The following is a 21,341-nucleotide window of genomic DNA, read 5'->3' as shown; positions in this document are numbered from 1 at the left end:
TTTCAGTTGCAAAACGTCTGGTTGATGTCGGCTGTGTCTTTTCAACGGAGCTATGTGCTATAACGTTTCGCAGCTACACGAGGTTTGGGGTTAAGTATTCCTTAACTTTCGGTTAAAGATAGAACTTTTAGACACAAAACCAGCTTCGTAGTTAGCCTAAAACCCAAATCTTGTGTAACTGCTGTTGTGCGATGGTGCTTTTATTTACTAACTAATTAAATTATATAAAAAATGGAACAAAAATTTTTAACACACAATGATTTTGCTAAAAAATTAAATGGTAGAGAATACGGAAATGAAATAACAAAACAAGAAATAAAACAAGCTAAAGAAAATGGATTAGTTATTGTTTATGGTGCTTCCGATGATTTAATGGAATTTGTAGGAGCAATAGACGAAGAAGTTGATTGTTATACTGGGGGTTATTTTAGAGTTACTTCTAAAAACTTAAAAGTAAAAAAAGGAGATGTTACTTCTAAAAACAAAATCTATGCTGACTGGGACAACAGACAAAAAAAATGCAGCTGGTGCTACGATACAGAAATTCATCATTCAACTTTTAATATTTATGAAGATGGAGAGCTGTATTGTATAGGTATAGTGTTTTCTATTTACGATTTGCAGTAGCATCTCGCACAACTAGCATATACACGAAACAAACCTTCGTATATACACCTATATTTGGTTGTATAAGCGAAGGTTTGCTTCACTTAATTTTTTTCAAATATATTATTTTTTTATCAAAAAATATAAAAATTTTCTGTAATAATGGTATGCAATCTGAATAATTCCAAATTCCAAAATTCAAATTCAAAATTCAAATTCAAAATTCAAATTCAAAATTCAAATTCAAAATTCAAAATTCAAAATTCAAAATTCAAATTCAAAAAACAAATCCCGTCTTCTAACTTCGCATGAGGGATAGGAATGGCATCCTTTGCTGGCGGTTCTTTGAGCCAGCAAAGATATAATGGATAGCCCGACCCCGAGGAGCAGGTTGGTGTGGTGTAGCAAGGTGGTGTGTCTCGGGGGCATGCCCAAAATAGAAAACTAGTAAGATTACTTGCTGTCTAGTAGCGTTGTTGGAACTCGGCGAGGGGGATTTTTTGTGAGAAGAATTTAGTCAACGGACCTCAAATTGGAGTAGGAGTAGAGCGTGTATTTACCAAAAGAGCGATACTCTCACACAGAAAGTATCGCTCTTTGTTTTTATCAAAAATTTTAATGGTTTACTCAATTTGGACACTTACGGTACTTACAATTTCTTTTGACGAAGTGCCTAAATGAAAGATGAATTCTCCTGGTTCCACTTTCCAATTGGCATTTTTTTTCATATTGAATAAACTAAGTTTCTCCATTGCAATAGCACTATTTGTGTTGCATTTCTGGGTGATTGTTATCTTTCTTGTTAAGATTTACAATGGCTTTGGCAAATTCTTTTCCCAAATCTATATATCCCTCGCTTTTGTAATGGTATTTATCTGAGTAAAGGTATTTGGAGGTGCTTCGCACAATACGCACGTTGGGTTCCGTAAGGGCAAATTTTTCTTGTCCGTATTGGACTAATTCCCCAAAACCCCAAACTTTTCCATCGGTATCATCTCCAGAATCGGATATTTTTCCGATGACGATAGGTAAATCATTGTTTCTAAAAGCGGCACGAATGAGTTGCATCAATCGTTTCAAATTGTCATAATAGTGGTTCGCAATTTGCTCCGTTTTATCAGCATCGCTTTCTCCTTGCATCCAAAGAATTCCGCTAGGCACTAAGACGTCTTCAACACCATCGCCATTGATATCCTTTACAGCCATCGCAGCTTGTACTGTTTTTAAAAAATAATCGTATTGATTTTTTACTCTTCTAAAATCAGGCTCCCAAGATCCATAAAAATTGTTTCCGCTACTATCAATAGCTGAACCGTTTCGGGCATATTTTATAATGGCAATCTTTTGATTGGGATATTCCTCTTGTAATTTTTGAACAAACGAAAGCTCAACCCCAAATCGGTCAGAAAGTGTATTGCTTTTGCCATCCGAAGCAAAACCCGTTCCGTGACCAGGCTGCAAAACGGCCCACTTTCCTAAACCGCCATTGGCATCATTATCCCCAACTGGATTGCCTTGATATATAAATGCTTTGTTGTTTTTTTTGCGTAAGGCATCTGGTAACTCTTTCACATAGCCAAAGCCTTCCATATTAGATTGCCCTCCCAAATAATATACTCTGATGGTATCTTTTTTTGTTTGAGCGAAAAGGATAAAAGGCATTACAAGTAAAAAAAATAGATTTTTCATTTTCATTTATTTAAAAGGTTATTGTAATAATTCAAAATTGTCTTTCAAGCGAATATCTGCGGATGAAGCTCCTAATTGCACTTCGAATGCACCCGGTTCAGGCGCCCATTCTAATTTGGCATTATAAAAAGCTAGTTTTTCTTTATCTACAGTAAACGTAATCTTTTGCGAAGCTCCTGCTTTTAAAAAAACTTTTTGAAAATCACGCAACTCTTTTACCGGACGCACTACACTACCCACTTGATCTTTTAGATACAATTGCACCACTTCTTCTCCATCGAATTTTCCAGTGTTGGTAAGGGTAAAAGAAACTGTAATGGTTTCATTTTTTTTCATTACTTTTTTAGACAGTTGCAAATCGGAGTAGTTGAAAGTAGTATAACTCAATCCGTAACCAAAAGGAAACTTCGGGCTGTTCTTTAAGTCGATATAAGCCGAAACATAATTCGTAGCCGTTTCGTTCGGCGCTGGTCTTCCGGTATTGAAGTGATTGTAATAAATTGGAATTTGTCCTTCTTCTCTTGGAAAAGACATTGGCAATTTTCCTGAAGGATTGTAATCCCCAAACAACACATCGGCAATGGCATTCCCCGCTTCAGAGCCCAACCACCAAGTATATAAAATAGCAGGCACTTGATCTGCTGTCCAATTAAAAATAAGTGGTCTACCCGCATTGATCAACACTACTACTGGTTTGCCCGTAGCTTGAATGGCTTTTACTAATTCTTCTTGAACTCCTGGCAGACGCAAATTGCTACGGCTTTTGGCCTCACCACTTTGATCTCTTCGTTCGCCAATGCTCAAAATCACCACATCTGCTTGATTAGCGACAGCAATAGCTTCTGCAAAACCTTCTTTACTGTCGCCTTCGATGTCGCAACCTTTGGCATACAAGAGTTGTGTCTCTTTACCAACTTTATTTTGCAATCCATCCCACTGTGAAACAATCTCTTTGGTATAATCCAATTCGGGTAATTCTACGGACCAAAAGCCCATATTTTGTTTGTATTCTTTCACCAAAGGACCAATGAATGCAATGGTTTTGGTCGATTTTGAAAGTGGTAAAATTCCTTTTTCGTTTTTCAACAAAACAATACTTTTGGCCGCCATTGCTCTAGCCACTTTTCGATGTTCTGGATTGTTTAAAGCTTTTTGTTCGCGTTCTTCATTATTGAATTTGAACGGATCATCGAACAATCCCAATTCGAATTTCTTGCGCAGTATCCGTTTTACCGCATCATCAATCAAAGCCATTGGCACTTTTTTCTCTTTTGCCAATTGTGCCAAATGATAACGATAGGCATTGCTTTCCATATCCATATCACTACCTGCTGTAATCGCGGCCAATGCTGCTTCTTTGTTATCTTTTGCAAAACCGTGATTGACCATTTCGCCAATAGAGCCCCAGTCTGAAACTACGAAACCTTTAAAATTCCACTTCCCTTTAAGAATATCGCGTTGCAAATAGGCATTGCCAGTGGCTGGAATTCCGTTCAAGTCATTGAAAGCATTCATCAATGTTGCCGCACCCGCATCTAAAGCCGCTTTGAAAGGAGGCAAGTAGGTTTCCCACAACATTCGATCACTCATATCTACCGAATTATAGTCGCGTCCGCCCACCGCAGCACCATAGGCCGCAAAGTGTTTTACACAAGCCATCACCGAAGTAACGTCTCCTAAATTTCCTTGAAAACCTTTAACTCTTGCATAAGCAATTTTAGAACCCAAATACGTATCTTCTCCAGCACCTTCCATCACACGACCCCATCTTGGATCTCTAGAAATATCGACCATAGGCGCAAACGTCCAGTGAATTCCAGCAGCCGCTGTTTCTATAGCCGCAATTCTTGCCGAAAGTTCCATGGCTTCTAAATCCCATGAAGCGGCTTCAGCCAAAGGAATAGGGAAGGTGGTTTTGTATCCGTGAATGACGTCTTGACCAAATAACAACGGAATTTTCAAACGCGATTGCATGGCCAATTCTTGGTATTGACGCGTATATTTGGTTCCCAAAATATTCAACATAGAACCGATTAGTCCTTGTTTGATTTCGGCTTTTTTGTTGGGATTAATGGTGATAGGGCCAGTAGCAGCATTATCACCTGTATATTGATTGAGCTGTCCTATTTTTTCTTCCAAAGTCATTTGTCGCAATAACGCCTCGACTTTTTGATCGATATTCTTGGATTGTGCAAAAACCAGCACATTGCACCCCAAAAATAGTAGTAGTATTACCTTTTTCATTTTCTTTAGTACTTATTTAGTTGTGGAATGATCCACACATTCTTCTTATAATCGACGCTTCCTTTACTTTCTTCTTGAACAACTCTATCGATAATTTCAATTCCTTTTTGAGCCATATTTTCAAAAGTGTCGATGCCGTTGTTTGGGAATCCCATTCGGGTTCTGTGAATATTAAATTGATTTGAAAACTTTCGATTAAAGGCTTTTTCAATACCTTCTTTACCCGACATAAATCCTAATAAACCTCCCCAAGTAGCTGTAGGATTATCAGAATCCCAACCTGCTAATGTTCCTATCTTGATTGTTTCGACGATATTGCCTTCTCCATAAAAAAGGCTGATTAAACTCGAGGCGAAATTAATTCCAGAAGCAAAGCAGCCATTGCAATACCGATTCTTTGAAGTCATATCGTACCCGTCTTTTTGTTCGACTTGATAGCGCTGGTACACCTCATCTCGGGTTTGTTCCCAAGGTATGTTTTCCAAATACCTGCTTTTTACAAAATCATACATTTTGCTAGCATACGAATCTTTAGGAAGTTGCTTTTTCGAAACCTCAGCCATCCAAAGAATGCTCTCCTTATTTGATTTTTTGGTATCAGCAACAGAAGCCAAAGCATACATAGACACATAAAAATTAGCAATCCATTCGGAGTCGTATCTAGCGGTATTTTGAATGGGAAGTTTGGCCATTTTTAGAGCAATGTCTGGTCTTGATGGCGCAAAAAAACCAAAAATTTCGGTGGTCAATTGTGCGTCAATCATTTCGTATTCAGGATTATTCTTTGGATCTCCAGTAGCGGGAGGAATCATTCCAAGTTGCATTAAATCAAATGCTTTTTGGTTGGAAACCCACAAATAATTTTCCTCTTCTTTTTTAATATGCCGCAACCATCCCTCTCTTATATCTTCGCCTGAAAGGATTGATTTTTGCTTGGTATAAAGAAGTTCTTGGTAGATATACTCGATGTCGGTATCATCATCGGAACCCCAAATGCCCTCAGGACCTACAAAAACAAAATCGATGTTTTTAGACAAATCGCTCGGCACACCTTGTCCCCAAATACTTGGCTGATCTGTTGTTCCCCAATCCAATCGGGTATAAAATTTGCCTGTTTTTATTTCACCTATATCGCCTATTTTGTCCATCTCGGTAACCAAACCTGTCCAATTGGCAATGCATTGTCCTAACCAAAAACCATAAAGTTTGTCCTTATAGTCACTTCGGGAAATGACCAAATCAGTAGCTTTAGGCTGAATCATTGAAACTAGAGATTTTCTTTTTTTAGTTTCTTTTTGATTTTGACTGTTTAAGGAAACACTCCAAAACAAAAGAAAAACAATTATAGTAATGGGGTACTTCATTTCTGTTTTTTCTTGTTAGCTACTAATTCTACATAAACTGGAAAATGATCCGAAGGATAGCGCAAGTCTTTAGCATCAGTCAAAACCGCATATTTTTGAACCGTCAACCCGCTATTTTTTGACAAAAAGATATAATCAATTCGGTCTTTCACCGCCACATCATAACGAAATCCATTAAAAGTTCCCTCGGGGCCAAAAGGTTTTTCTTGGGATAGTTCTCTGGCATCTTCCATCACTTTTTTCAATTCCAAAATTCTACTCTCGTTGGGAGTCGTATTGAAATCGCCTATAAAAATAACGGGGTAATTTTTAGTATTTAGCTCGGCTATGGTTTTTGAAATAAGCTGAATCCCTTTGGTACGAGCTTCCTGACCTTTGTGATCCAAATGCGTGTTGAATACCCAAAGGAATTGCTTACTTTTTTTGTCTTTCAATAAAACATAAGTACATACTCGGTTGCACGCAGCATCCCATCCCATAGAAACCTGATTAGGCGTTTCAGACAACCAGAAGGTATTGGATTGTAGGAGATCAAATCGGTCTTTTTTAAAAAACACACAAGAGGCTTCTCCTTTTCCTTCCAATTCTCTACCAATTCCTACCTTGGTATACTCAGCAAAAACTTGAGTCAAATCGGTTACTTGATTGGGTGTTGCTTCTTGTACCCCAAAAACATCTGGGGCATAAAACTGCATTTGCGCAATCCAAAAGTCCTTTCGGTGCGACCAATCATTGAGCCCATCACTGGCTATATCCAAACGGATATTGTAAGTCATCACTTTTAAAGATTGTGCCGAAACTGTTGTTCCAATCAACAGTACTAAAAGGCCAAGGATAATGTTTGCTTTGCTTTTCATCAGATAAAAGAATTCGTTTGTATTAATTATAGACTCTAATATAATCAATTTCGAAAGTAGATGAAGTAAAATTAGGATCTACGTCTCCACCCCAAACGCCTCCCATTGCCAAATTGACAATCAAGTAGAAATTTTTATTGAATGGAAATTTATCTGAATTTTGAAACGTGTAAAACAACACATCATCTACATAAAATTTGATTTCGGAAGCAGACCAATTGGCTTTGTAAATATGAAACTCGGTGCTGCTGTTCGGTACTTTTATGGTTCCGGTATCAGGAGTCGCTCCAGAACGTCCAGGCGAATGCAGTGAGGAATGATTTTGATCTAAATTCTTTCCAACCGATTCTAGAATGTCTATTTCTCCACAAGCTGGCCATCCTACTGTTCCAATATTGGCGCCAAGCATCCAAACTGCTGGCCAAGTTCCAACACCAACTGGCACTTTGGCTCTGATGACAATCGTTCCATAGGTAAACTCAAATTTGCCATTGCTCTCGATTCTACCTGAAGTAAATTTACCTTTGCCATAATCTTCTCTATAAGCCGTAACTTTTAAAACGCCATTTTCAACGATTAGATTTTTAGAACGATTGGTATACGATTGCAATTCGTTGTTTACCCGCCCTGGATCCCAAACTTGAGTGTTCCATTTGGAAGGATCAGGAGCTCCGTTTACGTTGAACTCATCAGACCAAACCAATTTTGATTCAACTTTTACCGTTACCGAAATAGTAGTATTGATGTATTGCGCACCATTATAAGCCGAAGCTAAAATTGTATAACTATTCGTGCCTACAGTTTTAAAAGCATAAGCATAATCGGTAGTGGTTACATCAATCACTTTGCCTTCAATCAATAGTTTGTATGAAGTAGCATTGGTCGCTTTGATTTTGAAATTAACTTTTCCGCTTCCGTCACCGGCAGGATTTTGCGCATCGGCACCCACAATAGTTGCGGTAACCGAAAGATTGGAAGGTGTTGGAATAACAGGCTCTTCAGAACCGCTACCCGAGCCACTACAAGAAAGAAAAACCAATAAAAACAAGCCCAAAACGAAACCTATTTTTGCATTAAAAGTGTGTATTTTCATCATTAGTTCATTATTTTAAATTGTAAATACGTAAAATAGATTCCTCCTTTTTCAAAAACGACCCGTACGGGTGTTTCCCCTTTTTCTAAAGCAATATTAGAAATCCTAACTGAGCTATACTTTTCATTATTCCCTGTAGCGGGAAGCAGAACACTTTCTGTTTTTTTGTTGTTCCCAAAAACCAAATGCACTTGCCCCTCTGTTGTGGCACTCGCATAAGTAATACTAACTGAATACGTAGCTTTCTTTTTGGAAGTTACAGTGTATTGTAACCATTCGCCCGCTTCAATAAATCCTACTTGAAAACCGTTGCTTTCTTTATTGTTTGAAGAAACAATATCAACGCCATCATTTCTTCCTATGAAACCTTTGTTGTACGGAGTAAACTTTGTCCCATCGATATTTTGAAAATCGGTATCATAATAAGCTACTCCTTGTGTGCCCAAGTCATAATGCGTGGCAGGAACACGAGCTGGAAGTAGGTGTTTTTTGAAAGCTCTGGCAGTAGAATTTTGTACTTGTCTGAACATAGCATCTACCACATCTGGTCTAATAGTTACGTGCTCGAGCTTGTAATTATCTGCTAATTCCATTAGGACTTTTTTGGCAAAAGCTGGACTTGGTTTTGATTTTCCATCTTTCCAATACTCCAGTAATTGCTGGTAGCCTTGCGGCTGTGTTACCGAAGTTACACCAGCGATACTTTCTATTTTTTTCATTGGCCAAAAAGCCCAACCAATATTGTTTTGCTCTACTAGACTAATGGCTTCTTTGAACCAAACATTAGAGTTTTCACCACTTTCACCTAACCAAATAGGCACGTCGTATTGGGTTCTGTAATCCAACATCGTTTGAATGGAAGCTTGGTCATTGGTATTCCAATATTTATGAAAACTCAAAGCCAAGTTATCATCCCAAAGCGGGAAAATTCCGTTGTAGTTATTGCCCCAACAGTTGCCTTCGATAAAAATCAAATGGTTTTTATCAATGGCTCTAATGGCCTGAGTAGTCTCCATTAGCAAAGAGCGCAAAGGACCATTCGAAGCTTCGTCACAGCCATTGGCATTGGTTCCAGTAAAATTCCAATTGGGCTCATTGATAATATCATAGGCTCCCACCCAAGGATTGTCCTTGTAGCGTTCGGCTATTTTTTTCCAAAAAGCAATCATTTTATTGCGATTAGCAGCACTCTCCCAGAGCGATGGTTTTGACTCATCATAGTCTGATATTGCAGCATCTTTTCCTTGACCTCCGGGAGCGGCATGCAAATCTAAAATCAAATATATTTTATTGGCTTCGCACCATTTTAGCAAAGCATCGGTGCGTTTGAAACCTTCTTCAAGCCAGGTGATTTCACCATTTTTTTCATTTTCAATAGCGGGTGTATACAAATTGTAATGCATAGGCAATCGCACCGAATTGAATCCCCAAGCAGCCAAGGAATCAATATCCTTTTTGGTGATGCCATTGTCTTTGTAGGTTTGGTAAAATTTTTCGGTGGCCTCTGCGCCAATTACATCTAAAATTTTTTCCTTAATCTTATATTGTGGTCCAGCAAAATTGCCCGTTTTGAGCATGTACCCTTCTTGCACCATCCAACCTCCTAGACCTAAGCCTCGAAGCACTATATTTTGTCCTTTTCCATCCACAATTTTTTGATGGTCTCTGTGCAAAAAGCCTTGAGCCCATCCGACTGTTGGTAGCCAAGCAAGAAGTATAAAAATTACTTTTTTCATTTTTATTCTGTTTTAAATAACCCTTTTAAAGTTTGATACTCTAAAAGGGTTGCGAAGAAAAATTACCAAACAAATGTAGCTACAGCACCCGCATCAAGTGTGGTGGTCACCCATTTTCCATTGTTTTTTATATTAAAAACTTCGTTAGTATTGCCATCGTTTTCTACAATCAAAACTTTTTTTCCTGCTGGTGTTTTGAAAGCCACATTGTTTAAGTTTCCTATTATATTACTGCCAATTCGAATGGAACCTGCAGGTACAAATTTAGAAGCATGGGCAATGATATAATAGGCAACATTTCGATCGAAAGATTCGCTAGAATTTATCGTTAAAGCACCTTTGCAAGTAGTACATCCGCCATTAGTGTGTGGTCCGAAAGAACTGTTGTTGGCTAGGTTCCATTCCAATGCATTTTTACTCCAATTACGCATAGAGCCAATGATTACATTTTTTAAATGCCATTTTAAATCCTCTCCGAAATTACCATCTGAAGAAGTATATTGTTCTGTGAAATATACATTCTTGGTAGGAAAAGCATTGTAAATTGAAGAAAGTGCATTGATGTTTCCAGCATACAAATGATACGCAGATCCGTCTACAAATGGAGCTGCTCCTGCATCATTAAAAATAGTAGTGGCATATTGAATGTTATCGCAATTGTGGTCATAAGCAATGATCTTAGTCGTGATTCCAGCTGTTTTAAAAGCAGGACCTAAATTGTTTTTGATAAAATTAGCTTGTTCTTGCGCTGTCATTACCATACTTGGATTATTACCTCCGTGTAAAGGTTCGTTTTGTGGCGTAATCGCATCGATGATGATGCCCTCAGCTTTCATGAGTTGGATGTATTTTACAAAATAGTTTGCGTATACTTCATAATATTTTGTTTGCAAATTGCCACCAACGAAACTTGCTTTGTCTTTCATCCAAAGTGGCGCTGACCATGGCGTTGCTAAAATTTTGATGGCTGGATTGATCGCTAGGATTTCTTTTAAAAGAGCAATCACGCCATTTTTATCTGGGGCCAAACTGAATTTTGACAAAGCCAAATCTGTGTCGCCAGCAGGAAGATCATTGTAAGTGAATGGAGTAGCATTCATGTCTGACGCTCCAATACTGATACGAATGTAGCTCACGCCGATACTAGTTTCGGAAGCACCATATAGCTCTTGCAATACTTCTTTCTTCTTGGCAGGAGTCAGCTGGTTGATGACATCGGCACTCCCGCCGGTTAGTGTATACCCAAATCCGTCGATGGTTTGAAAAGTTTGGGCGTCGTTTACTTCGATAGAAGGATAAGTATTGGGTAAAGTACCAAATGTAAGCACTTTGTTTTGTTTGGCTAATCGTACGGATTGATCGCCTTTGGTGAGCCAGTAATCGACCTCGTTTTTGCCTACTGGTGGAGTGGGAGTTGGGGTAGGAGTGGGTGTAGGAGTGGGTGTAGGATCTCCGCCATCGCTAGGTGATGAGCAACTGATTTGCATGGAGATAGCCAAAGCAAAAAGAAGGTAACGGATAATTTTTATACATTTAGATTTCATTAGTACTGTTTTTTATGGGTTATGATTACTTTTTGGAAAAATAGAGGGTCCTATAATGTTCCAAAAATTCACAATTGATAGCTGCCTAGCCCCGACAGGAGGGATAAGCAGCTGAGCCGGGGTTCGGCTCGGCTGCTTAGGAAGGATGGCGGGAACGTTGCCTACAGGTACTGCCTGATGTTTCGCTCCCAATGTCATTAAGTTAAGTGATTTTTGATTGAAGATTAACGATTTTAGATTTTAGAGTAAGTGAATAAAAATTAAATGCTTTTAAGTATGTTATACATCAGCAATCAAAAATCGTTACTCAAAAATCAGCAATCATTTTATCATTTAACCCTTAACTTAATAACATTGGTTTCGCTCTTTTTTTTCCTATTCCTGTTTTTGCTGATATTAATACAGCAAGGTCTGGATACTATGTGGTGGTATTGTGGTTACGGTTTTCTCGGAAGCAATCATCAAATTGTAGGTGACTTCTTTGTCGCTTTGGTTCATGACCACGGTGACCATAGAGCCATCTGCATTTTGAAATGAAGTGCTGATTAGACTACTGCGGCTAGAGGCGGTGGCTACTCTGCGCGCTTGCGGGCGAATGAATTTGGCAAAATGACCAATATAATAATAAGACGGCGTGTAGATTAAGGCTCCCGATTGAGAGTCGGCATGGATGGGCGAGAAGCAAAAATTCCCCACGTGATTAGGTCCTCCTTTGTCGTCGAGTAGAATATTCCAATCGGTCCAAGCTACGGTTCCGTTGTTAAAATCATGAATCATTGAGGCTCCATATCGTTCGGCGTTGGGCCAAAACTGGTATTTTTGGGTATCGAATTTTTCGATACAACCTTCGGTAAATATGAGGTTTTTGTCAGGAAAGGCTTCGTGTACTTTGCCTACATTTTCATACATGGAGTTGCCGCCAGACCAAGATTCGTACCAGTGAAATCCCATTCCCCAAGCATACTTAGAGGCTTCGGGGTCGGTAAAAATGACATTGGCTCTTTGGTTCATCAAATCGCGGTTGTGGTCCCAAACAATGATTTTTTTGTTGCCTAGTCCTTCTTTTTTCAAAGTTGGTCCTAGGTAATTTTTCAAGAAGTCTCTTTCGGCTTCGGCAGAGAAAACACAGGATTCCCAAGTTTGTACTGCCATAGGTTCGTTTTGAATGGTCAATCCCCAAATAGGCATTCCTTCTTTTTCGTAGGCTTTGATAAACTTAGCGTAATAATTCGCCCAAGCTTGGTAATATTCTGGCAAGAGTGTTCCGCCTTTTAGCATTTGCTTGTTGCTTTTCATAAAGGCTGGTGGACTCCAAGGAGAAACGTAGGTCACTATTTTTCCGCCTGCAGCTTGAGTGGCTTGCTTGATCATTGGGATTCGGAATTGTTTGTCATGCGCAATAGAAAATGTTTTCAAATCCTTATCGCCTTCTTCGATATAAGTATAGCTTCCACTGCTAAAATCAGAGCTATGAATTGTTGTTCTTAGCAATGAATAGCCTATGCCTTTTTGTGTATCGTAGTAAGCGGTTAAAAATTCTTGTTGTTTTTCTTTTGACAATTTGGCAAACACTTCGGCACTTGCATCAGTAATGGCACCACCAATTCCCATCAAGGATTGGAATTTGCGTTGAGGTTCCACAAAAATGGAAATTTCTGTTTCTAGCGGTTGTGATGCTTTTGCAAAGACCAAATGGGCTGTAGGACTTAATCGCAAGTTGGTATTGGCTGCTGTGGTGTAAACGGTCACTTTTTTTCCAGCTGTTGTAAACGCTTGTTTTTCTTTGCTTTCCTTTTGTTGTGCAAAAAGGGCTCCCATAAGAAGCAAACAGAATAGAGATATAGCTGATTTATTCATAAGTATAAATTTTATTTATTATGAGGCATATCGGTTATCGCCTTTTATGCATTTGGTGTTTGCTTGGACAAACTTGTTTTTGATGGCGATTCCGTTTTACTGTGTCTTGTTGTACGTATTTAGTAATCAGTTGTCTAAGTTGTGCTTTTTTTATTAAAAAATAGCCCATAATCATATGAAAATGAGCTATTTTAACCAAAATCAAAGCATAACTAACAACTTTTATTTTCCTCTAAACTCCACTTTAGAAATAGTGATTCCGCTAGGAGTAAAGGTGTTTCCACCACTTCGGATGACAAAATATATTTTACCCGTTTGATTAAACTTCACGGTATTAGAAATAATTCCTGCGGTATTTTTACACAGCCAACTGCTCAATTATGTATGATCAGCTGCGTTGTCAAAGTTGCCTCCTTTTACCGAATTCCCTTTTAATGGATCTGAAGTAGCTACAAAAATTTCTTTGGTCGTTACGTTTTCGGCAGCACCTCTTCTTGCAGCAATGTGTGTGATTTTGTAAGTTCGAGCATAAATGGATAAAAAAAAATGATTACAATTCTAGTTTTTTTAATACTAATTTATTATAAATGTAATCCATCAATAAGTACTAAATTTAATTTCATAAACTTTTAATTAGTGCTTATTGATGGATTAAATACAATGTTAATATCCAGGATTTTGGGTTAACAGTGCATTAGCATCTAATTTATCTTGAGGGATAGGCCATAAAAGTCTATTTTGGTTGATATTACTAGCATATGGTAATAAATTTCCATTGCCATCTTTTTGTTTAGATAGAAATTCTATTGCTTTCCCCATTCTTTTTAAATCAAACCAGCGATCGCCTTCGAAAGCTAATTCCATTAATCTTTCTTCAAGAATTTTATTAAATGCGTCTGATTGGTTTGAAGCACTAATTGAAGCAATTCCTGCTCTTGTTCTTATTATATTAACTTGAGACATTGCTCCAGTAATATCTCCTTTATTAGCTAATGCAGCAGCTTTCAGTAATAAAATATCAGCTAAGCGAGCAATATAAAAATTTTGATTACCATTAGTATCTCTCATTTTATAACAAAAAGGATAGTTAGTTGAAGGCCAATAGGTGTCAGCCCAACCTACGTTTGCTCTTGTTATAGTTGATGCTACTCTTTGTTTATCGTTATTATTTGCATAAGCTTTAACTAAAGTATGGGAAGGAGCATTAAATTTTTTCCAATCTGTTCCTAAAAACATAAAAGTATTCCAAGCACCGATAGGACTACCCCATCCATCTCCGTTAATTTCCCAAATTGATTCCGAATTTCCTTCGTGAGCGTTGTCAAAAAGATGATCAAAAGTAGGTAATAGAGTGTAACCACCACCAATAACTATATCGCAATATTGGTTTACTTTTGTCCAATCAGGATTTGGCATAGTTGCATATACTTTAGCAAGAAGGGCGTTGGCTGCCATTTTGTTGGCTTTAAATTTATTAGAAGCATCTGGAGCTTTTTGAATTGCAACTTGGCAATCAGCGATGATTTGTGCATATACTTCGACAATAGGTTTTCTTGCTGGGAATAGGGCATTAAATGCTTCATCAAAGTTAGCACTTGAAATTGAAAATATAGCTTCTTTTGCTATCGGACAGTCTCCCCACAGTTGAACTGCTTGAAAATGATTCAGTGCTCTAATTAGTGAAGCTTCACCTATCATTTCGTTTTTTCTGGTTGCGTTTAAATCTGTAGCTTGATCAACGTAATTGATTACAATATTACAAGTATTGATATTGTTGTAAAGATCATTCCAGTCGCCTTTCATTTGTGAATTAGTTGATAACATTTGGTAAGCTTCATACTGAAAAATAGCAGGATTATCTGCACCAATATAAGCATTATCAGATTGTCCGTCTCCAATCAAGAAATAATCCAATTGCCAATAACCAGAACCAAAAGTTCCATATACTGCGTTCATTCTTTTTTCCGCATCAACGGCATTTTTTATTACTATCCCACCATTTAGAGAAGTTGCTTCTTCAGTAATAGGTTCTGTATCCAAATAATCTGAACATGATGTTAAAAAAATCAGCATCAATGCTGTGAATATTTTTAAATAATTTTTAAATAATTTCATAACTATATAGTATTTATATTTTAGTTCTAAAAATTGGCTTTTAACCCAAAAATAAATGTCTTAACTTGAGGATATGTACCAAGATCGATACCTTGACCAATTCCTGTAGCATTATTAAAAGCTCCAACTTCTGGATCAAAACCTTTGTAATTAGTTATTGTATATAGGTTTTGTCCTGTTAGATATAATTTTATTGAATTTAATTTCCAATTTTCTAATTTAAATTGATATCCTAGTGTGATAGCTTTTAATCTTATATATGATCCGTCTTCAATGAATCGGTCCGAAACGTGCAAGGTACTTGGGTCATTGGCTTTTGGAACATCAGTAATTTGACCCGAAGTAGTCCATCTATTTAACACTTCAGTTGATTGATTGTTGTAGTTATTCATTAATGTTAAATCCATTCTGGAAGCATTGTAAATATCTCCTCCTTGTGTTCCTGTAATTAATGCATCTAAGCTAAATCCTTTATAGCTAAAATTATTACTTAAACCAAATGTAAAATTTGGATTGGGGTTTCCAATATTTGTTCTATCATCTGGTGTAATATTTCCGTCCCTATTAATGTCTTGATATAATAACGAACCTGTAGCAGGATCTACTTTGTCTACTTTATACCCATAGAAAGTTCCTAAAGCGCTTCCTTCAGTCAATAGAATTATGCTTTCTCCAATAGATGATAAATTTTGGAATGGTAATTTTTTAAGTAAACCTAATTTCACTACTTTATTATCATTGAAAGAAATATTAAAGTTAGTATTCCATTTAAAATCACCTGTAAAGTTTATTGTGTTTATACTTAACTCAAGTCCTTTATTTTCAATTTCACCGGAATTGTAGTAATACGGTTTTGAAAACCCTGGGAAATAGATAATTTGAAGTAAGTCTTTGGTGGCTTTTTTATAGATATCTGCTGTAAATTTTATTCTATTTTTAAATAATCCAAGATCTACACCGAAGTTAATATCAGTTGTTGTTTCCCATTTTAAATCAGGATTACCTATTTGATCTAATGTTGTCGTATTCGTTAAAGGATTAGTATAATTCAAATCGAAGCTAGAATAAGCTGGTAAACCTGATAAATTACCTGTTTTTCCCCAACCACCTCTAAGTTTTAATTCACTAATAGAATTTGACTCTTTCAAGTAATCTTCATTAGAAACAATCCATGCTGCTGAAATTGCTGGAAAGAAACCCCATTTATTACCTTTTGATAATTGAGAAGCACCACTTTGTCTAAATACTCCATTCAAGATGTATTTGTTGTTAATGGTATAGGTTGCTCTCCCAAAATAGGATAGGCTCCTTACTTCGTTTTCTCTTATTTCGAAAGATTGATTTTTTGCAGCATTAATATCGTAATGAGTTTGATCAACAGAAAAACCAGTTCCAGAATTTGCTTCTTTAGTATATTTGTTTTTTTGCATTGATACCCCTCCTAATAAATTTAAATCTGAATTACTAAATTTCAATTGATAGTTTAAAGTGTTTTCAAAATTCCAATTATTATTATTATCAATTGTGTTGCTACCTCTTCCTTTGATAGACAAAGGATTGTCATTTCCATTTCGTCCCCAAACATTACTATAAGGGTCTACAAACTGAACATTATCGGATCTTGTTAAATCTAATGATACCATTGGTTTCCAAATCAGGTTATTCATAATGTTAACATCAAAACTAATACTGCTTAAATATCTATTTACAGCTGTTTTGTTTTGTCTAGATAATAAAGACACTGGATTTTCCCATCCTGATTGATAGGGGTTTTCGGCATATTGACCATTTTTGTATCCGTCTTTATAAGATCCATCAGTATTTGTTTCTCTAATATTTAGTTCAGATCCCCAGATAGGTAAAAATGAAGGGGTTACTAAAGCACTCATAATAGCACCACCTTGTCCTACACTATTGTTATCACTAATAAAAGAACCATCCGATTGAATGATATTCATGCTTACATCTGTTTTTAGCCAAGAATACAGATTTGCATTTATATTTATCTTGCCTGAAAATCGATTATACTTTGATGGTTTTATTATACCTTCTACTTTTTGATATCCTAGAGCTCCATAAAATTTTATTTTATCTGTACCTCCTGCATAGGAAAAGTTATAATTTTGATCAATACCTGTCTTCAAAATTTCATCTTGCCAATTTGTGTTTTTTCCTGCATATTTTGCATCATTTGCAGTTGTTAAATAATTGGGATTAATTTCAGTTATTAATGTTTTATAATCTGTTAAATTTAGAACGTCTACGTTACTTACCGCTTTTGAAAACCCTAAGTAGGAGCTAAATTGAAAATCATTTTTATTTGATTTTCCTTTTTTAGTGGTTATAATTACTACTCCAGAAGAACCATTCACACCATATATAGCTGTTGCAGTTGCGTCTTTTAATATGGATAAATCTACAATGTCTTCTGCATTTATGCCAGAAATATCTTTAGTTTGGATTCCATCAACAACGTACAAAGGTGAGTTTTCTGAATTTATAGAACTAAGCCCTCTAATTCTTACATCAAAACTTGAACCTGGTTTTCCCGAAGTTTGGACAACATTAATTCCTGCCGCATTACCCTGTATTGCTTGAGCAACAGATATGATAGGGCGATTTTCAAATGCTTCCGACTTAACTTTAACAACTGCATTTGTTGAATTTTTCATTCTCTGAGTTCCATAACCAACATTAATTACCACTTCATGTAAATCTTGAGACTGAGTTTTTAATTTGAAATCAATTTTGGTTCTACCGTTAATCAATTCTTGAATGGTACTGTACCCAATAAAGCTAACTACTAGTGTTCCATTAGATGGGGCTTTGATTTTAAAACTACCATCAAAATCGGTACTAGTGGCTACTTTTGTGCCTTTTACAGCTATTGTTGCCCCTGGTACAAATAGTCCATTTTCGTCCATTACTTTACCGTTTATTATGGCCTCTTGTGCAAAGCCATATAAAGAAAATAAGAGTGACGAAAAACAGAGAATAAATGTTTTTGTGAATTTCATTTTTCTAAAATTTAGGTTAATTATTTATTTAATTTTCAGCAATACTAAGGTTATTTTTTTGATATTCTCAATAAAAATTCCTTACAAAAACACATCAATTCAAAGAAATAAACTTTATAAAAACACATCAATTTTATTTTAAAATATTGATTATATGTATTTTAAATATGTTTTATTGATATTTTTAAAAATTATAAAAACTAAAATAAACACTACATTTGTCTTAAAAGCTACATTTTTGTAATTTTAACAAAATATAAATAATGTATAACCCAGTTTGAGTATTTTTTTTAAGAAAATGAAAACGTTTTCGTTTTTATAAACAATTTTTACCTACGCTTACTTTTATGAGACATTTAAAATCTACCCTTTATGCCATTTTACTCTTATTTTACGTTTCGTCTTTATTAGGGCAAATAAAAAACATAGGATTACCCGATATTAAAAATTATACCCGAGCTGATTATAAAGGAGGCACTCAAAATTGGGGTATAGATCAAGATAAAAACGGAAATCTTTACTTTGCCAATAATGATGGTTTGTTTCAATTTGACGGTACGACTTGGAGAAGATTCAGGATGAAGAATTCTGAGGCGATTCGATCGGTTAAGATTGATGCAAGTGGAAAAATTTTTGTAGGTGGGTATAATGAGTTTGGTTTTTTCCAGCCCAATGCAAAAGGTAAATTAATGTATCATTCATTAACTCATTTATTACCCAAAAAAGTGGTCGAAACCATAGATTTTGTCTGGAAAATTCATTTAGTAGACAATGGTGTAGCTTTTCAAGCATTTTCAAAAGTATTTTATTATAAAAACAATACCCTTACCATCATAAAAGCCCCTAAGCGATTTCAATTCTCCTTTTTAGTTGATGGTAAATTATACTTACAAGATATTGCCAATGGTATTTTAGAATATAAAAACAAAAAACTGTATTCATTGCCAGGGACTAAGGCTCTTAATTCGACGGAAATTTGGAGTATCATTCCATTACCCAATCAAAAATTATTAATTGCTACCTTAAATAAAGGGCTTTTTACCTATACCAATGGATCCTTACAATCTTGGAATACAGAAACGAATGCTTTTGTGAAAAAAAATAATTCTTTAGGAGGAATCGCAATACAACATAATTTTATTGTAATCAACACCGTTTTGAACGGAATTGTGGTTTGTGATACCAACGGAAAAATTATTCAACTTATCAACCATAGAAAAGGTTTGCAAAATAACACTGTTTTAACCTCCTTTGTGGACAATAAAAATAATATTTGGTTAGGATTAGATAATGGTATTGCTTTTGTCAATGAGAATTCTCCGTTTACCTATTTTGGTTTTAGTTATGATATTAGTACAGTATATGCCTCTGTAGTACATGATCAAAATCTTTATGTAGCCACAAATAGAGGTGTTTTTTTTCACAGTTGGACTAAGAATTTTAAGGAAGATGTGTTCAAATTAGTTGAAGGAACTACAGGACAGTCTTGGAATATTCAAGTGGTTGATAATCAATTATTATGTGGCAATAATAATGGAGCTCTGGTTATTCAAGGTGGTCGAGTGAGTGAAGTATTAGACAACAAAGGGTATTTTGGCTTTAAAAAAATTCCTGGAAATGAAAACGTAATGATTGGTTCTAATTATAGTGGATTTGCCTTATTTGAAAAGAAAGGAGCTCATTGGAAATTTAGCCATCAAATTGCAGGATTTGACAATGCTTCAAGTCATTTTGAAATTGATGAAGAAATGATTTGGATAATAAAAGATGGATTGCTTCATCAAATGATGTTGAGTGCCGATTTAAAAAGATTTACGGCAATTAAGACCCATCGATCCATTTCAAAACAATATAAAGGTATAACTAGTATTCAACGCTTGAAGGATAAAATCTACTTTCAAACCCAAAATCATTTTTTTAGATACTCTAACGAACAAGAAACTTTTTTTGAAGACAAAACGGTAAGCTTACTTTTTAAAAAGATACCTGCAGTTGCTTTGGTTTACGAAGATCAGCTTGGTAATATTTGGTATACCTATGGACAAGGATTAGGTATGTTACAAAAACAAAACAGATCTTACGTTAATAATGTTGCTCCATTCTCTAATCTAACTGGAGAATTAGTTCATAATTTCATTGCCATAAATGCTATTGACAAAGAGAATATTTTTATTGGACTAACCGATGGATTGGCACATTATAATCCATTAAAAGCTAATAATTTTGTAACCACACCAAAAGCATTTATCCGAAATTTTACTTTTCCAAAAGATAGATTACTATTTGGTAATGGAACTGAAAAAGCTAAAAAATATACACTTCCTTATTCCTCCAATCATGTTCAGTTTTCTTTTTCATCTCCCACTTATGAGAATTTAGATAACGTAGAGTTTTCTTATCAGCTCGAAGGCTTTGACGAACAATGGAGTTCTTGGTCACGAGTTTTTACTAAAGAATATACTAATTTGAGCGAAGGAACCTATAGTATGAAAGTCAAAGTTCGAAACAGTTATGGAATTCAATCAAAAGAAGAAACCGTAAAATTTACAGTCCTTCCACCTTGGTACCGTAATTTTTTCGCTTATTTATTCTATGCGATTATAGCTGTGGCCATTATTCTCTTTGTTCAAGATAGAGTAAAAGCTAAAATTCGAAAAAATAAATATTATGAAACGATTGAACAAAGAAGATTGTATTTAGAGAAAGAATCCAAAATTCGTTTAGAGCAATATGCGCTAGAAAAAGAGATAGAAAAATTGAAAAATGATAAGTTGAAAATCAAAATCTTAGCGAAAGATAAAGAACTGGTAAATAACTCTTTACAGGTAGTTAAGAAAAATAAAATTCTCAATGGTATCATTCATAAGCTAAAAGAAATCAATCATGACCGCTTAGAAGACAGTGTGAAAACGCAATTTACCAAACTACAAAAGAGCATCGTAAAAGAGGTAAATTCAGATAAAAGTTGGACCGATTTGGAAAAACACATCAAGAACGTCCATTATGATTTTTTGAAAAGATTAAAAGAGCACTGTCCGACCATAACTCCCAGAGAATTAGATTTAGCCACCTATCTATTGATGAACATGTCCACGAAAGAAATTGCAGAGATTATGAATATTTCGGGAGGTGGTGTAGAGTTGGCCCGATATAGGTTGCGAAAAAAATTAGATTTAAATAAAAAGGAGAATTTGATCGGTTTTTTAATGAAAATTTAAG

Annotated in this window: 14 protein-coding genes; 2 read left to right on the top strand and 12 right to left on the bottom strand. The window is 35.8% G+C overall.

The features are described 5' to 3' along the window. Nucleotides 1–231: 231 nt before the first annotated feature. Complete coding sequence (locus tag AO58_RS0115455) at nucleotides 232–627, top strand: hypothetical protein (protein ID WP_024982561.1); 396 nt, start codon at nucleotides 232–234, stop codon at nucleotides 625–627. A 602-nt stretch (nucleotides 628–1,229) separates the two neighbouring features. Here the strand turns inward: AO58_RS0115455 and AO58_RS18330 are convergent. The 12 genes from AO58_RS18330 to AO58_RS0115395 all read right to left on the bottom strand — a co-directional run bounded on the left by AO58_RS18330 (nucleotide 1,230) and on the right by AO58_RS0115395 (nucleotide 18,122). Beyond that, nucleotides 1,230–1,358 carry a hypothetical protein gene (locus AO58_RS18330; protein WP_255211337.1) on the bottom strand — a complete coding sequence of 43 codons (129 nt, stop codon included), beginning with the start codon at nucleotides 1,356–1,358 and terminating at the stop codon, nucleotides 1,230–1,232. A gap of 10 nt (nucleotides 1,359–1,368) precedes the next feature. Then, nucleotides 1,369–2,295, bottom strand: a complete 927-nt coding sequence (locus AO58_RS0115440; protein WP_074917734.1) for a sialate O-acetylesterase — start codon at nucleotides 2,293–2,295, stop codon at nucleotides 1,369–1,371. An 18-nt stretch (nucleotides 2,296–2,313) separates the two neighbouring features. Then, entirely contained in the window at nucleotides 2,314–4,539 is a 2,226-nt protein-coding gene (gene bglX / locus AO58_RS0115435) for a beta-glucosidase BglX (protein ID WP_024982559.1), read from the bottom strand. A 5-nt stretch (nucleotides 4,540–4,544) separates the two neighbouring features. After that, nucleotides 4,545–5,903, bottom strand: a complete 1,359-nt coding sequence (locus tag AO58_RS0115430; RefSeq protein ID WP_024982558.1) for an ADP-ribosylglycohydrolase family protein — start codon at nucleotides 5,901–5,903, stop codon at nucleotides 4,545–4,547. Further along, nucleotides 5,900–6,760, bottom strand: a complete 861-nt coding sequence (locus tag AO58_RS0115425; protein ID WP_024982557.1) for an endonuclease/exonuclease/phosphatase family protein — start codon at nucleotides 6,758–6,760, stop codon at nucleotides 5,900–5,902. Before AO58_RS0115425 ends, AO58_RS0115430 begins: the two co-directional genes overlap by 4 nt. 22 nt (nucleotides 6,761–6,782) lie before the next feature. Beyond that, nucleotides 6,783–7,856, bottom strand: coding sequence for a glycoside hydrolase family 16 protein (locus tag AO58_RS0115420; protein ID WP_024982556.1), 1,074 nt, complete (start codon nucleotides 7,854–7,856; stop codon nucleotides 6,783–6,785). Next, a complete protein-coding gene (locus AO58_RS0115415) occupies nucleotides 7,856–9,589 on the bottom strand; it encodes a cellulase family glycosylhydrolase (protein ID WP_024982555.1) in 1,734 nt (577 codons plus the stop codon). The genes AO58_RS0115420 and AO58_RS0115415 overlap by 1 nt, the downstream gene beginning before the upstream one ends. 62 nt (nucleotides 9,590–9,651) lie before the next feature. Further along, a complete protein-coding gene (locus tag AO58_RS0115410; protein ID WP_024982554.1) occupies nucleotides 9,652–11,133 on the bottom strand; it encodes a glycoside hydrolase family 30 protein in 1,482 nt (493 codons plus the stop codon). 396 nt (nucleotides 11,134–11,529) lie between these two features. After that, complete coding sequence (locus AO58_RS0115405; RefSeq protein ID WP_024982553.1) at nucleotides 11,530–12,990, bottom strand: glycoside hydrolase family 30 protein; 1,461 nt, start codon at nucleotides 12,988–12,990, stop codon at nucleotides 11,530–11,532. Nucleotides 12,991–13,212: 222 nt separating this feature from the next. Further along, nucleotides 13,213–13,368, bottom strand: a complete 156-nt coding sequence (locus AO58_RS18055; protein ID WP_155959426.1) for a hypothetical protein — start codon at nucleotides 13,366–13,368, stop codon at nucleotides 13,213–13,215. 285 nt (nucleotides 13,369–13,653) lie between these two features. Next, nucleotides 13,654–15,105: a RagB/SusD family nutrient uptake outer membrane protein gene (locus AO58_RS0115400; RefSeq protein WP_024982552.1), complete on the bottom strand. Its 1,452-nt coding sequence runs from the start codon at nucleotides 15,103–15,105 to the stop codon at nucleotides 13,654–13,656. Between the two features lie 26 nt (nucleotides 15,106–15,131). Further along, a complete protein-coding gene (locus AO58_RS0115395; RefSeq protein ID WP_035717941.1) occupies nucleotides 15,132–18,122 on the bottom strand; it encodes a SusC/RagA family TonB-linked outer membrane protein in 2,991 nt (996 codons plus the stop codon). 347 nt (nucleotides 18,123–18,469) lie between these two features. Between AO58_RS0115395 and AO58_RS0115390 the strand changes: the two genes are divergently transcribed. Beyond that, nucleotides 18,470–21,340, top strand: a complete 2,871-nt coding sequence (locus AO58_RS0115390; RefSeq protein ID WP_024982550.1) for a triple tyrosine motif-containing protein — start codon at nucleotides 18,470–18,472, stop codon at nucleotides 21,338–21,340. The last annotated feature ends 1 nt before the right edge of the window (nucleotide 21,341 follow it).

The organism is Flavobacterium succinicans LMG 10402 (genome assembly GCF_000611675.1).
Lineage (GTDB): Bacteria > Bacteroidota > Bacteroidia > Flavobacteriales > Flavobacteriaceae > Flavobacterium > Flavobacterium succinicans.
Note: the sequence above shows the minus strand (reverse complement) of the source record. Positions and strands in the feature narration are given on the sequence as shown.